This window comes from Demequina sp. B12, assembly GCF_028823635.1.
In the GTDB taxonomy this organism is placed as follows: domain Bacteria; phylum Actinomycetota; class Actinomycetes; order Actinomycetales; family Demequinaceae; genus Demequina.
Map to the genome: position 1 here is coordinate 775,844 of NZ_JAPEHU010000001.1, position 17,557 is coordinate 793,400.

A 17,557-nucleotide genomic window follows, 5' to 3' on the forward strand; every position below is an offset into this window, starting at 1 on the left:
CCAGCAGGAGGACAACTCATGAGTACCGACTCCAGCGCCACCGCAGAGGTCATGAACGCGACCCTGCAGGACTTTGACCCAGAGATCGCACAGGTCCTTGACCGCGAACTCGACCGTCAGCGCACCTACCTCGAGATGATCGCCTCGGAGAACTTTGTTCCCCGTTCCGTGCTGCAGGCTCAGGGCTCCGTCCTGACCAACAAGTACGCAGAGGGCTACCCGGGCCGCCGCTACTACGGCGGTTGCGAAGAGGTCGACGTGGCAGAGAGCATCGCCATCGACCGCGCCAAGTCACTGTTTGGTGCCGAGTACGCCAACGTGCAGCCCCACTCCGGTGCCACCGCGAACGCCGCAGTGCTTCACGCGCTCATCAGCGCAGGCGACAAGATCATGGGTCTGTCGCTGCCCCACGGCGGTCACCTCACCCACGGGATGAAGCTGAACTTCTCCGGCAAGCTTTACGAAGTGGCCGCCTACGGCCTTGACGAGCAGACCCACCGCATCGAAATGGACCAGGTGCGTGAGCAGGCGCTGGCAGAGCGTCCCGACGTCATCATCGCGGGATGGTCGGCCTACCCCCGCCACATCGACTTCGAGGCCTTCCGTTCCATTGCGGACGAGGTGGGCGCCAAGCTGTGGACCGACATGGCCCACTTCGCTGGCCTGGTGGCTGCTGGCCTGCACCCGTCGCCGGTCCCTCACTCGGACGTGGTCTCCACCACGATCCACAAGACCATTGGCGGACCCCGCTCGGGCATGATCCTGTCCCGCGGCACCGAGTACGCCAAGAAGCTCAACTCGGCCGTGTTCCCCGGCCAGCAGGGTGGCCCGCTCATGCACGTGATCGCCGCCAAGGCGACCGCGCTGAAGGCTGCTGCCGGCGAAGAGTTCAAGGCCCGCCAGGCTCGCGTCCTCGAAGGTGCACGCATCATCGCTGACCGTCTGGTCCAGCCTGACGCCATCGAGGCCGGCATCAACGTTGTCACGGGCGGCACCGACGTTCACTTGGTGCTCGTTGACCTGCGCAACTCTGAACTGACCGGCCAGGACGCAGAAGACCTGCTGCACCAGGTGGGCATCACCGTGAACCGCAACGCGGTTCCGTTCGACCCCCGCCCGCCGATGGTCACCTCCGGTCTGCGCGTGGGCACCCCCGCACTCGCAAGCCGCGGCTTTGGTGCAGAAGAGTTCACCGAGGTTGCCGAGGTCATCGCTACTGCTCTGAAGGGCGGCGCCGACATCGATGCTCTGCGTGCTCGCGTCAAGAAGCTCGCAGACGACTTCCCGCTGTACGAGGGCCTCCAGCAGTAATGGCCCCGCAGAAGCTCGACGGCAAGGCCACTGCCGCTGCCATCAAGTCCGAGCTTGCCGAGCGCGTCGCGGTCCTCAAGGACCGCGACGTCGCTCCGGGCCTCGGCACGTTGCTCGTGGGTGAAGACCCAGGTTCCACCTGGTACGTCGCCGGCAAGCACCGGGACTGCGCGGAAGTGGGCATCAACTCCATCCGCGAAGATCTTCCCGAGTCCGCCACCCAGGAAGAGATCGAAGCCGCTGTCACGCGGCTCAACAACGATCCCGCCTGCACCGGCTTCATCGTTCAGTTGCCTCTCCCGCGCGGCATCGACACCAACAAGGTGCTCGAACTGATCGACCCCAACAAGGACGCAGACGGACTGCACCCCACCAACCTGGGGCGCCTCGTGCTGCGCACCAGCGAGCCCGTCGAGTCGAGCCTTCCGTGCACTCCCAAGGGCATCATCGAGCTCATTGAACGCCATGGCGTCGACCTCGCTGGGAAGCACATCGTCGTCGTAGGACGCGGCACCACAGTGGGCCGCAGCATCGGCCTGTTGCTGACCCGTAAGGACGTCAACGCGACCGTCACGCTGTGCCACACCGGAACCCAGGATCTGGCCTCCCACACCCGCACCGCAGACGTGATCGTCGCCGCGGCCGGTGTGCCAGGAATCATCGCTGGAGACATGGTCAAGGACGGCGTGGTGTTGGTGGACGTAGGCGTGTCCCGCGTCACCGACCCCGAAACCGGTAAGTCCAAGGTTGCCGGCGACGTTGCGGACGATGCTGTCGCCAAGTCATCGTGGTACTCGCCCAACCCTGGCGGGGTAGGACCCATGACCCGGGCGATGTTGCTGGCCAACGTCGTCGAAGAGAGTGAGAGGAAGGCGGGGATTCGCTGATGCGAGTTGCTTCGGTCAACGTCAACGGAGTCCGCGCGTCACTGCGCAAGGGCATGCTCGAGTGGATTGAGCAGACCCAACCTGACGTCATTTGCCTGCAAGAGGTCCGCGCGCCGGAAGACATTCTGACCGCGAACTTCGGCGAGGAATGGCAGGTAGTGCAGCAGGTGAGTGAGCAGAAAGGACGCAACGGCGTTGCGATCCTGGCTCGCACTGACCTCAGTGATCCGTTGGCCGGTGCCGAAGCCTTGGGCGACACCGCCCTTGCCGCCACCCACACCGGACGCTGGGTCGAGGCGACCGTACAGTCGCCTTCTGGCCCCGTCCGGGTGGTCTCCGTCTACGTGCACTCCGGCAACGTCGACAAGCCCGAGTCGATGGCCGACAAGTACGCCTTCCTTGACCTGATGACCGAACGCTTGGCTGCGCTCGCTGCCGAGTATGAGCACGTTGTCGTGATGGGTGACATCAACACCGCTCACACGAACAACGACATCAAGAACTGGAAGGGAAACCTCAAGTCTGCAGGATTCCTCCCGGAAGAACGCGCCTATCTGGACCGGTGGCTAGAAGCCGGCTGGGTCGACACGCACCGGGTCCACGCAGGAGACCAGCCCGGTCCGTACACGTGGTGGTCGATGCGTGGCAAGGCGTTCGATAACGATGCCGGCTGGCGCATCGACTACCAGCTCGCGACCCCCGCGCTCGCGGCAACAGTGGCCGATGTCCGGGTGGACCGGGCGGTTGACTACGCCTCACGCTGGTCCGACCACGCACCGCTCGTGGTCGACTACACGCTCTAACGCACGCGCTATGCGGTGAGGAACCGTGGCGTGGGGTGGCCTGCCGCCACCACCGCGTCACGGATTCTCACCGCAATGCGTTCCTTGTCGGTCCTGCGGACAAGCGCTACTGACGATCCGCCCAGGCCGGCACCAAACATCTTGGCTCCCACCGCCCCGGCCTCCCACGCCGCATCGACTGCCGCATCAATCGCAGGCACCGAGACATCGAACTCGGCCGCCAACGATGCATGGGAACGAAACATCGCTTTGCCCATCGCCGTAAAGCGATCCTGCGCCGGACCCAGTTCGCTGAGCGCGCGCTCCACTACCCGCACTCGCTCAATCTCTGACACCACGTGCCGTGCCCGCCGCCTCACCCGTGCGTCCTTCACCGCAGCAAGTGCTCGCATCGGATCCGAGCCATCCGCGATATCCCGCAAGGACGGCACACCCAGATCGCTCGCAGCCGCCGCGCACTCCTGGTAACGAGTGGAGAACTCGCCGCGGGTCGGCACAAACGGAATCCGGGATTCCGTCACCAACAGGCACAACCCATACGTTGACAGGGGGAGGGGAAACGCGCGCACAGATGGACGTCGACCGCGAAAGTCCAACTCCGTGAGATCCCCGTCTGCGCCGCACGACGCAGATACCTGGTCAATGCCGCCCACATGCGTGCCGGTGATCGCGCGCTCCGCATCGATCGTGGCGTCAGTAATCTCCGCCTGACCGCTCGGGTTGTGAAGCGACAGCCTCCACAGGGCATCAGCCATGCGCGTAGTCGCCACCAACGCCGCACCGTACCCACCCAGACCCGCGCCGACCGGGATCGACGACGTCACCGCAACGTCCAATCCACACCCGGTGTAGCCGCGCTCCGTCAACGCCCACACCGCCGCCGCGATAAACGCCGGCCAGCCGCGCGCGCCATCGACGTCTTGAACCTCGACAGAGCCCTCCCAGACGTCATCCGGGCCCTCAAGGTCAGCCGCCGCCTCATTCGCGATCCGAAGCCGCGCATCGTCCCTGGCCCGCGCTGCCACCCACACCCCGTGCGGCGTCGCGGTGGTGAGGGCCAGGCCATGGTTGTAGTCCGTATGGTCGCCCATGAGAATGACTCGGCCTGGCGCAAACCATGCACCGGCCGGTTCCTCGCCGTACGTCCGCGCAAAGAAGTCCCGCACACGGGTCGCGCCCGCGGCGGGCTCGTCCGGTACCACCCACTCGAGTGGCACCTGTGCAGACGGTGAGTCAGCCATGTGTCCCATTATCAGGACAGATGCCACATTGCGCGAGGGGACAATACGATGAGCACAGCCCGCCTTACGCGAGACCACAAGGAGTAGCCATGCCGTCCGAAACTCAGTCCACGCAGCCCGCTAAGGGGTCCGTCTTGGACGCAGTGCGCCACACCGCCATGGGTCCGCTGACCGCTGGGCTCCTCACCGGAGTCGTGGTGGGGCTTCTCCTGTCGCTGTTGGTGCCAGAAGAGGCCGGGTCGCTTGTCCTCATCGTGTTGGGTGCCATGGCGACCGCAGCGGTGGGCTTCACCGTGCGATACCTGACACTCGACGCGGGGCTGCGTGTTCAGGCCGCCGCGTTTGTTGCGGCGGCGCTGTCCGTCCACCTCATGAGTGTGGTCGGTAGCGTCAGCGGGGCAGGGATCCCCGGTGCTCAGTTCCTGGGAATCGAGTCTCCCGGCTTTGATGAGGCACTCAAGGCCGCACTGGCGACACCGCCGTTCAGCACAGGCACCCTTCTTGCGGGCGTCATCGCAGCGATCATCGTGGGCTGGGCGCCCCGCTCAGGTTCACGCTGACGCACGGCGCATCAGCCACAGCTCTACTTGCTGACGGGTGTCACTCCGAGCGAACGTCCCGCGAGACCACGCTGGCGCGCCGTGAGTTTGCGGGCCACGTCACGCATCGCCACCGCAGCAGTCGACTCGGGATCCGAAACCACCACAGGCGTGCCAGCATCCCCAGCTTCACGTGCCGTGATGTCCAACGGAACCTGACCCAACAGCGGCACCTCAGTGCCGAGCGTCTTGCTCAGCCGGTCAGCCACGACTTGGCCGCCGCCCTCACCGAACACGTGCAGACGGGAACCGTCGGCCTGCTCAAGCCACGCCATGTTCTCGATGACTCCGACCACGTTCTGTGACGTCTGGGTCGCGATCGACCCGGCACGTTCTGCCACCCCAGCGGCTGCGGACTGCGGAGTCGTGACGACCACCAACTCTGCGTGCGGCAGCAACTGAGCCACAGAGATCGCGATGTCGCCGGTTCCGGGCGGAAGGTCCAAGAGCAGCACGTCCAGGTCGCCCCAGTACACGTCTGCAAGGAACTGCTCGATGGCGCGGTGGAGCATCGGCCCACGCCACACCACCGGCTGGCCCTCGGGCACAAACATGCCGATCGAGACGGCCTTGACCTCGTGGGCGATAGGAGGAAGCAGCATGTCGTCGATACGGGTGGGCTGGCCCTCCACACCCAGCATGCCGGGAATCGAGAAGCCAAAGATGTCGGCATCAAGGACGCCCACCTTCAAACCATCGGCGGCCATTGCTGCAGCGAGGTTCGCGGTGACGGTGGACTTCCCGACACCGCCCTTACCGGAGGCGATCGCGTATACGCGGGTCATGTTGCCCGGTTGTGTGAACTGGACTACCGGCTCGGGCTTGCCGCCACGAAGCTTGGAGCGCAGATCCAAACGCTGCTCCTCGCTCATGACGCCCAACTCGATCTGCACGTCCTCGATACCGTCAACGCGTTCGGCAGCGGCCTTCACATCGTCCGTGATCCGCCCCTTCATCGGACAGCCAGCCGTGGTGAGGTCGATGCCGATCAGGGCGCGGTTGCCGTCAACGTCAACCGAGCGGACCATGCCGATCTCGGTAATAGGTCGGCGGATTTCAGGGTCGATCACCGTGGAAAGGGCGTCGCGAACAAGCTCGACGGTAGGCATGGTGACCATCGTAGGCGCTGGATGCCCACGAGCCGAACGATGGGGGATTTGCCCTGTTATCCACAGGTTTGTGCTGTGAAGTGCGCCACAGAGGGCTGTGCATATATTGTCGCTTAGCCGTCTACATGCAACGGTGTACCCAAATCGTGGTGACTGAGGGGTTCAAGGGGGCACGATGTCTGAGAAGTTGCGCGCGCAGTCGCAACCCGCGTCCGATGCTGCCCGGAAGACCCCGCACTTTGTTCCGTCTCCCCGCCATCGGCCGTCCCGAGCCCCAGAGTGGGCGGAGTTTCTTCCCGACCCACCCGGGCTTCCCCCCAGCGAGCTACCCGTCCATGACGAACCCGACGACACCTGGGGTGTGCGCTGGGCGCGCGGCCTCGTCCTGTCGATGCTGCTGGGGCTTTTGGGTGCCGTGTTCTACATCAGTCTGTTCATCCTGGTAGGGGTAGAGATTTATCCCAGCGCCATCGTGATCGGCATTCTCACTGGCGCGGGGATTCGCGCCGGGGGAGCGAAGGCAGGCTGGTCCAGCGCGGCCGCCGCCGTGCTCCTGGCGGCGGGTTTCCTCTGGGTGGGTTCTGTCGTCGGCCGCGCGTGTGTCGAGTCGATTCAGGAGACTGCGGACCCACGGGTGCTGCTCTCACAAGCTGTCGCAGACCCGGCCGCGACAACCGCGGGACTGTTCGCCGAACCCTGGATTGCGAGCGTCACCGTTGTCCTCGTGGTGTGCGGTGCGATTGTCGCCACCAACGAGTACGTCGCGCGCCGCACGCAACGTCTCTAGTCGCGCTGACGGTCCCGGTCTCGTTCGCTGGCCTCGGCTTCATCCTGCTTCAGCAGTTCTTCAAGCAAGGAACGTAGTTCAGAGCGCACAAAGTCGCGCGTTGCCGTCTCGTTGATGGCGTGACGCAACGCGGCAACTTCGCGGGCCAAGTACTCCGTGTCGGCGAGCGACCGCTCCGCACGCTGACGGTCCTGCTCGGCAGCAACACGGTCACGGTCGTCCTGGCGGTTCTGTGCCAACAGGATCAGCGGTGCGGCGTAGGACGCCTGCAATGACAGCATCAACGTCAACGCGGTGTACCCGTTCGCGGCCGAGTCAAACCGCAGGCCCTCGGGACCCCAGGTGTTCCACGCCAGCCAGACAATGCAGAACACCGTCAGGTAGATCAAGAAGCGCGTGGTGCCCAGGAAGCGGGCAATGCCTTCGGTGGCGGCTCCCATCCGGTCAGAGTCGCGCGGAGAGCGCTTCTTGAAGATGCCGAAGCGGCGCTGATCGTCATTGGGTCGGTCCAGGCGGTCGCTCATGAGGCCGCCTCCTCAGCGTCCATGTGCTCACGCCAGTCGCTGGGCAGCAGGTGGTCGAGGACGTCATCAATCGAGACCGCTCCCAGTAGCCGGTGATCGTCGTCGAGGACGGGCATCGCCAAGATGTCGTAAGCGGCCATGCGGCGCGACACTTCCTGCAAGGAATCGTGCGGAGACAATGGCTCAATCGCAGGATCGGTGTGGTTGCCGACCGAGTCGTGTGGCGGCTCGCGCAGGAGTCGCTGCAAGTGCACGAGGCCGATGTACCTGCCGGTGGGGGTTTCCAGCGGTGGGCGCACCACAAACACCATGGATGCCAAAGCGGGGGGCAACTGTTGCTTGCGTGCCAACGCCAGGCAGGTCGCGACCGAGGTTTCCGGACCCACAATCACGGGCTCGGTGGTCATCAGACCGCCCGCAGTGTCGTCTTCGTAGTGCAGGAGCTGACGCACCTGATCAGCGTCCTCTGGCTCCATCAATTCCAACAGTTCCTGCGCCTGCGCGTCGGGAAGGTCGCCCAGCAGGTCGGCGGCATCGTCGGGGTCCATCGCTTCCAGCACGTCCGCGGCACGTTCTGACCGCAGTGTGCCGAGCAGGGTGATCTGGTCTTCCTCGGGAAGCTCCTCCAGCACATCGGCCAGGCGTTCGTCGTCCAGCGCAGCGGCGATCTCCGCCGACCGCGAAGGGGACATCTCCATCAGGGCTGCCGCCAGGTCCGCCGGCTTGTGGTCCGCAAACGACTGGATCACCAGTTGTGCGCCCTGTACCTGGTCCCGGCGCAACAGACCCGTCACCTCGTCGACATCCACCACGAGGGCTTCGCCGCGACGGGAGAAGCCCAACACGCCCTTGCGACGTTCCTGCTTACGCACCCACAGTTTGGTGACTTGCCACGTGCCGCCGCGCATCGGCTCGATGGCGACATCCTCGACGTACGCGGGCTCACGGCCAGCCTTGATCGTGACGGCACGCTCCAACAGTTCCGCAATGGCGAGGGTTTCGGATGCGCGTGCTTGGAAGCGGCGCAAGTTCAGCACACCTGTGCAAATCACCTGACCGGGCGCGATGGAGGTCACGCGAGTCAACGGCAGGAACACCCGTTTGCGGCCCGGGACCTCAACAACCAGCCCTACCGCGCTCGGCGCCGCCCCGCGACGCATGAGCAACACGACATCACGCACCCGACCTACAGCGTCACCGATCGGATCAAAGACCGATGTCCCTGCCAGGCGCGCGACGTAGACCCGCTCTGCTGACTGAACCATGAGGTCAGCCTAACGGGAGCGCTCCCGGCGTCAGGGGAACGCTCCCGCGAGCGGTATGTCAAACAGGGCTGGGGTGGGCAATGGCATGCCCTGCATGCAGCACCGCTCGCCGGGCATGACTCCACCTGCGGTAGACGTTGACGCGAACCGCTCGGACCGCATGATGGACCCGTGTCTCGGTGGTGAACGACCGCCTGCCCGGTCCACGATGGCGATGCAGTTGGATAAGACGGTCGTTGTGCTCCGCGTAGTGCATCCGGAGCAACGCTTCAGGGTTGTTCAGCACGGTGTCTCCCGGGGCTGTCGTGGTCGTGCTTCTAGCCTCGCCCCCGTGGCGAGTGCGCGTACAGGCCCACGCCCGCATCCAGTGGGTCTTGTCTGGTGGGCCCACTACGGCGCACACTGGGCCTATGTCGTCTACGGCAGCGCGACTGTCCCATGCACTGTCGACGTGGAGCAGGTCCTCCGATCCGCTGTACCGACAGTTGGTGCACGCCATCCGCTCGATGGCGGAGTCCGGTGCGCTCGAGTACGGCACGGTGTTGCCGAGCGAACGTGAACTTGCCGACGAACTCCACCTGTCCCGCAACACCGTCAAAGCGGCGTATCGCGAACTGCGCGATCAAGGGTGGATCGAAACGCGCCGCGGTGTTGCGCCACGGCTCAGATTTGATGCGCGGGCGTCGTTTGCGCAGCGGCTGGGCACCTGGCAGCCCACGTTTGTGGCCGATGCCAGGGCTGAGTTGATTGACCTGGCCGTCGGTTCTCTGGAGGCGGCACCAGTGGTGAAGCAGGCGCTCATGGATCCCGCGAGCATTGACCCCGCAATCGCTGTTGAAGGGGTGGGGTTCTCTCCGGACGGTGAACCGGAGCTCGTGGATGCGGTCGTGGATCATCTGCGCGACGACGGCGTGAGCGCCGCGCCGGATCAGATTGTGATCACCAGCGGGGGGCAGCATGCACTGTCGCTCGTCATTGGCGCTGTTGCGGGTCAGCGCCGCGCGGTGGCCCTGGAGTCCGTGGTGTACGCAGGAATGTTTGACTCGCTGGCGCACAGTCGCGCGCCTTTGGTGTCGCTTCCCATGACCGCCGACGGTCTCGACGCCGCAGAGTCCGCGCGCCTTATCCGTGCGGCCTCACCCGCGATCGTGATGGTCACGAACTTCCACAACCCCACCGGCGCACTGCTTGATGCGGATCGTGCCCGGCAGATCCTGGACGCCGCGCGGGACGTTGGCGCACTCATCATTGACGACCGATGCCCCGCGCACCTGCCCGTCGGCGTTGCCGACCCGGCCCCCGCGCTCGCGGCACTTGACCCCACCGCAGCGGTCGCCACCATCGGCAGTCCTTCCAAAGTGCTGTGGGGTGGCCTGCGCATCGGCTGGATCCACACCAATGCCACGTTTGCAGCGCACCTGCGCCGCAAACGGATGGCGATCGACTTTGGTGGGTCTCCGTTCCTGCAGCGGGTGACGGCTTCGCTGCTCAGGGACCACTACCGCGCCACTGCCCGTACCGTCAGTGCGGCCACGCGCGAGCGTGCCGCTGCGGTGGTGGAGACGGTAGCGGCAGCGTCGCTGCCGTGGCGGGTGCGCATGCAGGATGGCGGTCTCAGCATGTGGGTCGAAACCCCAGGGAACGATGCGGTGCGTCTGGCCGAACGCGGCATGCGCGCTGGAGTGCGAGTCATGCCCGGTGCCTACTTTGCGACCCGTGACGGCGCGGGCGACGGCGCGGTGCGTCTGGCGTGTGTCCGCCCCGCCGCCCAGATGCGTCAAGCCCTTGACAGGCTGATCTCTGTCGCGTGATGTGCCCGCTGTTCGACGGACTGTCCGGACGTCTCACGGACTCCCGACCACACGCGTAGCATCGCCTCGACTGAGGCGTCGATGTCGTCCTGGGTGGTGGCCGCATCGGACACCGAGATCCGCATGGCGCGTGTGCCCTGCCAGACGGTGGGGCCCGCCCAGCAGGTGCCCTCCGCTTCCACCGCCCCGATCGTCGCGGCGGTCTGTGCCTCATCTCCGAACTGCACGAGCACCTGGTTCAGCACCACGGGGGCCAGGATGGTTGCCCCACCAGCGCGGAGTGCGGCTGCACATCGTCGCGCCAAGGCGCAGTGCCGGTCGATCAGGTCCGCCAGCCCGCTGCGGCCATGCGTGGCCAGCATCGCCCAGGTTTCGATGGCGCGGGCCCGCTGGGAGACCTGGATGCCACGGTTCATTTGTGCTGTCGTGTCCGTGGGGAGGTAGGCGGCCTCGGCGTTCATGGCGCGCGCCAGGTCTGCGCCGTCTCGCACGATCACGATCCCCGAGTCGTAGGGCACGGACAACCATTTGTGGGCATCGGTCGCCCACGAGTCCGCCAGTTCTACGCCTGCGACCAGGTGCTTCAGCGTGGGGCTGGCCGCAGCCCACAGGCCGAACGCGCCGTCGACATGCACCCATCCGCCGCGTTCCCTGACCCCGGGAATGATCTGCGCGAACGGATCTGACGCACCGGTGTTCACGTTGCCTGCCTGCAACAGCACCAAGGTGTGGTCGTCGGTATCGCTGGGGAACGCATCGGCCCTGACGGCACCGTCGGAGTCTGTAGGAACTCGCTCGATCTGATCCTCGCCGAACCCGGCAAGCCGCAGTGCCTTCATTGCTGACAGGTGTACCTCGTCGCCGACGATCACGCGAAGGCGAGGCGCTCCGGCCAGGCCGCGCGTGGCGACGTTCCACCCCAGCCGCTCGTACAAGGCATCCCGGGCAGTGATCACGCCGGTGAGGTTCGCTACCGTCGCGCCCCCGTTGAAGGAAGCAACCGCGGTGCGTGGCAAGCCCAAGGCCTCCACGACCCACGCGCACGTCACTTGATCCAGCACGTCGCTCACGGGCGACTTGGGTCCAGCGTTCTGATCCCAGGCTCCCGCCAGGACAGCGGCCGCACCCGCCGCAGGGTCGGTGCCGCCGGTGACGAACCCGAAGTACCGGCCGTCATTGACCACCGCAGTTGCAGGTGAGCCATAGCGATCCAGGTCGCCCAGGACGTCGCGGCCTTCACGTGGACCGTCCGGGAAAGCAGTCCGGAAGTGCTCAAGAGCGGCGACCGATGCAGGCGTGGGGTAGACCGGCCGGTCCGGCACGTTCGCAACGTAGGAGGCGGCGCGGCGGGAAGCTTCCGTGAGGAGGGAGATGCGCTCACGGCGGCGGGTGCGTGACGAGGGGTTGGTGCGGACGCGGTCGAGTGGGGAGAGGCTCATGGTCTTAGCCTGTGCCGACTGGCCCTGGGATGAAAGAGCCAGTCAGCCGGTGTCTGGCCCTTGTCTTGAGGGGCCAGTTTGCGGTCGAATGGCACCATGCGCACCACGGCAGATCAGCTCCGCGACGTCCTCGACCACTGGCAAACCGGCACCGGTCCGCTTTACCAGCAACTCGCCGATGCCATGGTGTCGCTCGCAGAATCCGGCTCCCTCGACCACGGCACCCGCCTTCCTTCCGAGCGGGCACTCGCCCAGGCGCTGCACCTGTCACGCAATACCGTCACCGCCGCCTACCAGCGCCTCCGCGACGACGCATGGCTTGACGGGCGTCCCGGCGCCGCCCCCACCCTCGGATCGCGCGCCCGCGGACTCGACGCCATGAGCCTCCACGACCGCTTCGCAAAGATCCTCCCCGGATCCCAGGCGCCCCTCGTGGGCTTGTCCTCCGCCTGCCCGCCGCCAGCGCCCTCCGTCGTGGAGGCCTTCGCCGACCCGCGTGCAGTGCTCGACGCCTCGCCCACGCTCGGCACCGGCTATGCAGCCTTGGGCGACCCCGACCTCGTTGATGTCATCGTGGAACGCCTCCGTGCCGCCGGCATCCCCGCCCACCCCGATGAAGTCGTCGTCACGAGCGGCGGCCAGCAAGCGCTGTGGCTCGCGCTCACGGAGATGGCATCCCCCGGCACCCCTGTTGCACTGGAATCCGTGACGTACCCGGGGGTGTTCGACGCGATCTCGTCCTCCGGCTCACGGCCCCTGTCACTGCCCATGGGCCCTGACGGGCTCGACGTCGAATCGGCCATCAAACTGCTCCGTGCAGCACGCCCAGACGTGGCCTACTTCACCACGTTCCACAACCCCACCGGCACCGTCATGAGCACCGCTGACGCCCTCGCCATTGCAGAATGCGCGGCCGCCACCGGCACCACGCTCGTCGACGACCGCATCACCGCAACGCTCACCCTGAACGGCAGCCCTGCGCCGCCGCTCGCCTCGCTCGGGACCGGAGCGTCCGTCATCACCATCTCCGGACTGTCCAAAGTGTTCTGGGGTGGGTTGCGCATCGGCTGGCTCCACACCAACGCCACCCTCGCCGCCCAACTCCGCCAACGCAAAGCCGCTATGGACCTGGGTAGCTCGGCCTTCATGCAGCGGGTCGCGCGCGAACTCATGACGGACTCCTACGACGAGACACTTGCGTGGCGCATCGGCTCCCTGCGTGAGTCGCTCGACGCCACCGTGGAAGCGATCCGCGAGTTTGCGCCCGACTGGCGGTTCCGCATGCCCGACGGCGGCCCCAGCCTGTGGGTCGAGGTGCCCGGCATCAACGCGGACAGGTTCGCTGCACGTGCAGCCGATGCCGGCGTACCGGTGGCGCCCGGTACGGCCTTTGAGGTGGCGCCGGGCGGGGGAGCATCTCACTTCCGCCTGCCGTTCTACCTTCCACCCGACGACATGCGTCTAGGCGTCAAGGTCCTGGCGGGCCTGGCGCCGTAGTCGAACCCGTCCCTCCTCCCTACTTTCCCGTCACATGGCTCCATTTGGTGGTTTTAGTCAACTAAGACCACCGTTTCGTTCCAGTAGGGGCGGGGACGCGCAGGTCCGCGATGCGCAGGGCTGGCCGATGCTACGGCGCAGCCAACCTCACCGACTCAAGCCGGTCCTGGGCGTCCAACGCGGCGTGCGCCACGATGACTTCGTCCGCCCCAGCATCGGCCGCAAAGTCGTTGAGCCACTGCGAAACCTCCGCTCCCGTGCCAACCGCGGTGTAGCGCATCATGTCCGCCATCTGAGCGCCCTGCTCCGAGGCAAGGAAAGCGTCGATCTCAGCGTCCGAGTACTCGGGAGTCGCGGGGCCACGCTTCATGAGCCCGCGTACACGCCACCGCCGCGCCGCGAGGAACTGCTCCTGCGCAGCGTCCGCATCGGTCGCAGCAAAGACGTTCGCGCCCGCAATGACGTACGGCTCGGGGCACTGCTCCGATGGGGTGAAGTCCCGCCTGTACGTCGCGACTGCTTCATGCAACGCGGCAGGTGCAAAGTGCGATGCGAACGCATACGGAAGCCCCACAGCCGCCGCCAACTGGGCTCCAAACAGTGATGAGCCCAGGATGTACAGCGGCACGCCGGTGCCTTTGCCTGGGGTAGCCTCCACGCCGTGCACCCGGGACTCGTCCCCCAGGTATCCCTGGAGTTCCACGACGTCTTGCGGGAAACGGTCCGATGCTTCGGGCGCCCTGCGCAATGCGCCAAAGACTGCGCGGTCACCACCTGGGGCACGGCCCAGCCCCAGGTCAATGCGGCCCGGGTGAAGCTCCGCAAGAGTGCCGTACTGCTCCGCGATGGTCAGCGGTGAATGATTCGGGAGCATGACACCGCCAGCACCCAGCCGAATCGTCGACGTATGCGCTGCCACGTGGGCGATGAGGACGCTCGTGGCGGAGGACGCGATGCGGTCAATGTTGTGATGTTCGGCGTACCAGACCCGCTCATAGCCTGCGGACTCTGCGGCCTGAGCGAGGTCAACGATGTGGCGGAACGCATCCGCCGCGGACTCGCCCGGCGCAATGGGAGCGAGATCCAGAATGGACAGAGGGACGTGCGTAGGCAATGCGGCTCCTGCTCGCTATCGACGGTGGTGTTGCCACGTCAACGGCGTGCGGTCGCGCACGATTCCCAGTGTGAGCCGAGTCTCACCTACGAGTCGTCTGCGGCAATGGCGGCAGCGTTCTCCTCGACACTCTCTTCAGGAGGCGCCACAGCAGGCTTGCCCTGGCGGGCCGCGACAATACGCACAGTCACGAGGTGAATGATGAGCGCCAGAACGAACGCACCCGCGAACAGTCCGAGCGCCGCCCACGGGTTCTCCATCAGCGTGGGGTCCACCACCATGACGCCTGCGAGCACCAGCATCGTGACGCCGGCGAAGAGCTTGAGCAGTTCGCCGTGCTTGTCCTGCATCTTGGTGGCCTTCATCGTGGCGACTGCGATACCGAAGATGATCAGTTCGTCCAGCAGGAACGGCACCATATAGGCGACGAAGAGGCCCACCGTTTCCGCGGGTCCCACACCGTTGGCGTGCAGCATTCCGGTCCACAACACAGGGAAGCCTGCGGTGCAGGGCGTCTCGAGGAGTGAAACCCCGACCGCCAGCACGATGGTCGCACCCAACGCGGGAAGCAGTGCTTTCTTTCCTGCGGCCGCACGCATCTTGGAGTAGATGCCGGGCTTATCTTCCTTACGGATCGTGAAGGATACGCCCTTGCCCATCGCAAAGTAGTCCTTGACGGACACCACGCCGAACACGCCGGCGATGACCGCGACCACCAGCTGAATCCACCCCAACATGCCCACGACGGCCAGCGCGGAGTAGAAGGCCGCCATGTACAGGGCGTACATGATCGCGGTGACAGTCAGGAAGGTAGTGCCGATAGCGAGCACGCGCCTGCGGGAGTTGGTGCGCAGCACGATGGTGAGCAGCACCGAAAGCACCCACAGGGAGCAAGGGTTGATGCCGTCGACGAAGCCGATGACGATCGTGGACATCAAGAGGGAATCTGCGGAGACAGCGACCTCGCCAAAGAGGGGCACGTCGATGACGGTTTCTGGGGCTTCCGCGGTGCATATGGTGCCGTCTTCTGCACAGGTGCCTGCGCCCGCGGTGCCGAAGACGCCCGCAGTCGGTGTCTCGCCGCGTTCCACCATTGAGATGGCGCCGGCCATGTCTTGTTCGATGGCGTCGGTCCAGCCAATCCAGACCCGGCCGTCGATGATCGTGGTGGGGACGGAGCCGGCTTCGAAACCGAGCCGTTCGGCTTCAGCGGCGAACAGGTCGCGGTTCGCGTCGTCGTTCCACACTTCGTACTGGGCGATGGTGAGGTCGGGGTGGGTATCCTCGACCGTTTCGAGCCATTCGCGTTCTTTTTCGCAGTTCGGGCAGCCGTCTCCCCAGAACAAGACCAGGTCGGCATCGGGGTCAATACCTGGGGTGACGCCGGTGTCCACGGTGGTGGCGGCATCGGCCGTCAGCGTGGTGCCTTGTGCCGCCGATGCTGCGATGGCAACCGTGTCCGCGTCTCCTTGGGCGGCGTTCGACCAAGCGGAGACAGCGTTGGCGCCCGCGGCGCCAAGGAGGAGCAGCGCCATCAGGAGGCCGGCCGCAAAGGAGCCCCAACGCGAGGCGCGGGAGGGTGCCTGCGTGGCGTGGGTGGCTGCGGTCACGACGCTCTCCTCAGGTTGTTCTTCCTGAGGTTACGAGCCACATTGCTCCATTGCGCGGGGCTTAAGTCCCTCTCGCCCTCCCGCCAAATGGCTCCATTTGGTTGTTTTAGCTAGCCAAAACAGTCAAATGGAGCCATTTGACGGGGAAGGGGCTGCGTGGAAGCGCGCGGGTTAGCGGCGGTGGCGGGCCATCCACTGCTCGACCGCGTCGGCTTCGCGAGGAAGCGCTGCGGACAGGTTTTCGACACCGTCCTCGGTGACCAGGACGTCGTCCTCGATGCGGATGCCGATGCCGCGGAGCTCTTCGGGCACGGCGAGATCGTCGGACTTGAAGTACAGGCCTGGCTCGATGGTGAACACCATGCCGGGCTTCAGCGGGCCGTCCATGTAGGTGTCGCGCTTGGCGGCAGCGCAGTCGTGAACGTCGAGTCCCAGGTGGTGGGACGTGGAGTGCACCATCCAGCGGCGGAACAGCTTGGACTCGTCGGACTGGGCTTCGGGAACGATGCCCCATTCCGTGAGCCGAGCCTCGATGACATCCATGGCGGCGTCGTGAACGTCGCGCAGGGTGACGCCGGGACGCGACACAGCGAAGGCAGCATCGGCTGCTTCCAGCACTACGTCGTACACGCGCCGCTGGACCTCGCTGAACTGGCCCGTCACGGGCATGGTGCGGGTGATGTCCGCGGTGTAGAGGGAGTCCACCTCCACGCCGGCGTCGAGCAGCAGCAGGTCTCCTGCGTGGACCTGGCCGTCGTTGGTGATCCAGTGCAGGGTGGTGGCGTGGGGGCCGGAGGCGGCGATCGTTTCGTAGCCCACGGCATTGCCTTCTTCGCGGGCGTGGCCGTCGAAGGTTGCTTCGATGACGCGTTCGCCGCGCTTGTGCTCGATCGCACGGGGAAGCTCTCCCACGACGCGCTCGAATCCGGCGATGGTGGCGTCGACGGCGTCACGCAGCTGCTGCACTTCCCATTCGTCCTTGACCAGGCGCATTTCATGCAGGGCGCGGGACACGGGCTTGTGGGGGTGGGATGCGAGGCGAATGTCGCTGGGCAGTTCGCTGAGCGGCCGGGTGGTGATTCCCGTCATGGCTTCGAACTCGGCAAGGCCGGGGCGTCGTCCAATCCAGAACTCGCCGGAGCGGGGGTCGGTGTAGAACCCGTCTTCGTCCTTGGTGGCGGGTGGCACCAGGTAGAGGGTGGCGTCGTGACCGTTGGCGGTGGGCTCCATGACGAGCACTGCGCCGGGCTCGCGGTCGGTGCCGAGCCCGGTGAGGTAGGCAAAGTCACGGTCGGGGGAGAAGCGGTAGTCGGTGTCGTTGGAGCGCACCTTGAGGTCTCCGGCGGGTGCCACGATGCGCTTGCCGGGGAACTGTGCGGAGAGCCGATGCCGGCGTTCCGCAGCGTATGGCGCTGACCCCAGGCGCTGGGTTGCGAGGTCGTCGGGTTCTGCCCAGTGTGATCCGATCCAGGTTTTGAACTCGGAGTTGTCGGGGCGCAGGGCGCGTGCCTTGTTGGACTTGTCAGAAGTGCTGTCGCTCACGTCTCTATCGTCTCATTC

15 protein-coding genes are annotated in these 17,557 nt (G+C 65.8%); 7 read left to right on the forward strand and 8 right to left on the reverse strand.

The window, feature by feature from the left end; genetic code table 11:
* Positions 1–18: 18 nt before the first annotated feature.
* Genes glyA through ON058_RS03845 form a run of 3 tightly spaced genes read left to right on the forward strand, consistent with a single transcriptional unit; the run spans position 19 to position 3,001 of the window.
* Positions 19–1,311 carry a serine hydroxymethyltransferase gene (glyA, locus tag ON058_RS03835; protein ID WP_274667692.1) on the forward strand — a complete coding sequence of 431 codons (1,293 nt, stop codon included), beginning with the start codon at positions 19–21 and terminating at the stop codon, positions 1,309–1,311.
* Positions 1,311–2,198: a bifunctional methylenetetrahydrofolate dehydrogenase/methenyltetrahydrofolate cyclohydrolase gene (locus tag ON058_RS03840; RefSeq protein WP_274667693.1), complete on the forward strand. Its 888-nt coding sequence runs from the start codon at positions 1,311–1,313 to the stop codon at positions 2,196–2,198. The genes glyA and ON058_RS03840 overlap by 1 nt, the downstream gene beginning before the upstream one ends.
* Complete coding sequence (locus ON058_RS03845; RefSeq protein WP_274667694.1) at positions 2,198–3,001, forward strand: exodeoxyribonuclease III; 804 nt, start codon at positions 2,198–2,200, stop codon at positions 2,999–3,001. The genes ON058_RS03840 and ON058_RS03845 overlap by 1 nt, the downstream gene beginning before the upstream one ends.
* 8 nt (positions 3,002–3,009) lie before the next feature.
* Here ON058_RS03845 and ON058_RS03850 read toward each other — a convergent pair whose 3' ends face one another.
* Entirely contained in the window at positions 3,010–4,242 is a 1,233-nt protein-coding gene (locus ON058_RS03850) for a galactokinase family protein (RefSeq protein WP_274667695.1), read from the reverse strand.
* Between the two features lie 89 nt (positions 4,243–4,331).
* On the opposite strand from ON058_RS03850, the gene ON058_RS03855 reads away from it, so the two are divergent.
* Complete coding sequence (locus tag ON058_RS03855) at positions 4,332–4,802, forward strand: hypothetical protein (RefSeq protein WP_274667696.1); 471 nt, start codon at positions 4,332–4,334, stop codon at positions 4,800–4,802.
* A gap of 23 nt (positions 4,803–4,825) precedes the next feature.
* Here ON058_RS03855 and ON058_RS03860 read toward each other — a convergent pair whose 3' ends face one another.
* Positions 4,826–5,959: an Mrp/NBP35 family ATP-binding protein gene (locus ON058_RS03860; RefSeq protein ID WP_274667697.1), complete on the reverse strand. Its 1,134-nt coding sequence runs from the start codon at positions 5,957–5,959 to the stop codon at positions 4,826–4,828.
* Between the two features lie 166 nt (positions 5,960–6,125).
* On the opposite strand from ON058_RS03860, the gene ON058_RS03865 reads away from it, so the two are divergent.
* Positions 6,126–6,737, forward strand: a complete 612-nt coding sequence (locus ON058_RS03865; RefSeq protein WP_274667698.1) for a hypothetical protein — start codon at positions 6,126–6,128, stop codon at positions 6,735–6,737.
* On the opposite strand, the gene ON058_RS03870 is transcribed toward ON058_RS03865, so the two are convergent.
* Together ON058_RS03870 and ON058_RS03875 are read right to left on the reverse strand one after the other, a co-directional pair.
* The gene (locus ON058_RS03870; RefSeq protein ID WP_274667699.1) at positions 6,734–7,261 is read right to left on the reverse strand and encodes a DUF1003 domain-containing protein; all 528 of its coding nucleotides are present in this window, start codon (positions 7,259–7,261) and stop codon (positions 6,734–6,736) included. The genes ON058_RS03865 and ON058_RS03870 overlap by 4 nt on opposite strands.
* Positions 7,258–8,526: a CBS domain-containing protein gene (locus tag ON058_RS03875; protein WP_274667700.1), complete on the reverse strand. Its 1,269-nt coding sequence runs from the start codon at positions 8,524–8,526 to the stop codon at positions 7,258–7,260. Before ON058_RS03875 ends, ON058_RS03870 begins: the two co-directional genes overlap by 4 nt.
* Before the next feature lie 410 nt (positions 8,527–8,936).
* Here ON058_RS03875 and ON058_RS03880 point away from each other — a divergent pair, with 410 nt between their 5' ends.
* Entirely contained in the window at positions 8,937–10,337 is a 1,401-nt protein-coding gene (locus tag ON058_RS03880; RefSeq protein ID WP_274667701.1) for a PLP-dependent aminotransferase family protein, read from the forward strand.
* On the opposite strand, the gene ON058_RS03885 is transcribed toward ON058_RS03880, so the two are convergent.
* The gene (locus tag ON058_RS03885; RefSeq protein WP_274667702.1) at positions 10,304–11,776 is read right to left on the reverse strand and encodes a pyridoxal-dependent decarboxylase; all 1,473 of its coding nucleotides are present in this window, start codon (positions 11,774–11,776) and stop codon (positions 10,304–10,306) included. The two genes, ON058_RS03880 and ON058_RS03885, sit on opposite strands and share 34 nt — an antisense overlap.
* Positions 11,777–11,872: 96 nt before the next feature.
* On the opposite strand from ON058_RS03885, the gene ON058_RS03890 reads away from it, so the two are divergent.
* Positions 11,873–13,273 carry a PLP-dependent aminotransferase family protein gene (locus ON058_RS03890; protein WP_274667703.1) on the forward strand — a complete coding sequence of 467 codons (1,401 nt, stop codon included), beginning with the start codon at positions 11,873–11,875 and terminating at the stop codon, positions 13,271–13,273.
* A 130-nt stretch (positions 13,274–13,403) separates the two neighbouring features.
* On the opposite strand, the gene ON058_RS03895 is transcribed toward ON058_RS03890, so the two are convergent.
* The 3 genes from ON058_RS03895 to ON058_RS03905 all read right to left on the reverse strand — a co-directional run bounded on the left by ON058_RS03895 (position 13,404) and on the right by ON058_RS03905 (position 17,539).
* Positions 13,404–14,387 (reverse strand): LLM class flavin-dependent oxidoreductase, encoded by a 984-nt coding sequence (locus tag ON058_RS03895; RefSeq protein WP_274667704.1) that lies wholly within the window; start codon positions 14,385–14,387, stop codon positions 13,404–13,406.
* A gap of 86 nt (positions 14,388–14,473) precedes the next feature.
* The gene (locus ON058_RS03900) at positions 14,474–15,997 is read right to left on the reverse strand and encodes a hypothetical protein (RefSeq protein ID WP_274667705.1); all 1,524 of its coding nucleotides are present in this window, start codon (positions 15,995–15,997) and stop codon (positions 14,474–14,476) included.
* 171 nt (positions 15,998–16,168) lie between these two features.
* Positions 16,169–17,539: an aminopeptidase P family protein gene (locus tag ON058_RS03905; RefSeq protein ID WP_274667706.1), complete on the reverse strand. Its 1,371-nt coding sequence runs from the start codon at positions 17,537–17,539 to the stop codon at positions 16,169–16,171.
* Between the last annotated feature and the right edge of the window lie 18 nt (positions 17,540–17,557).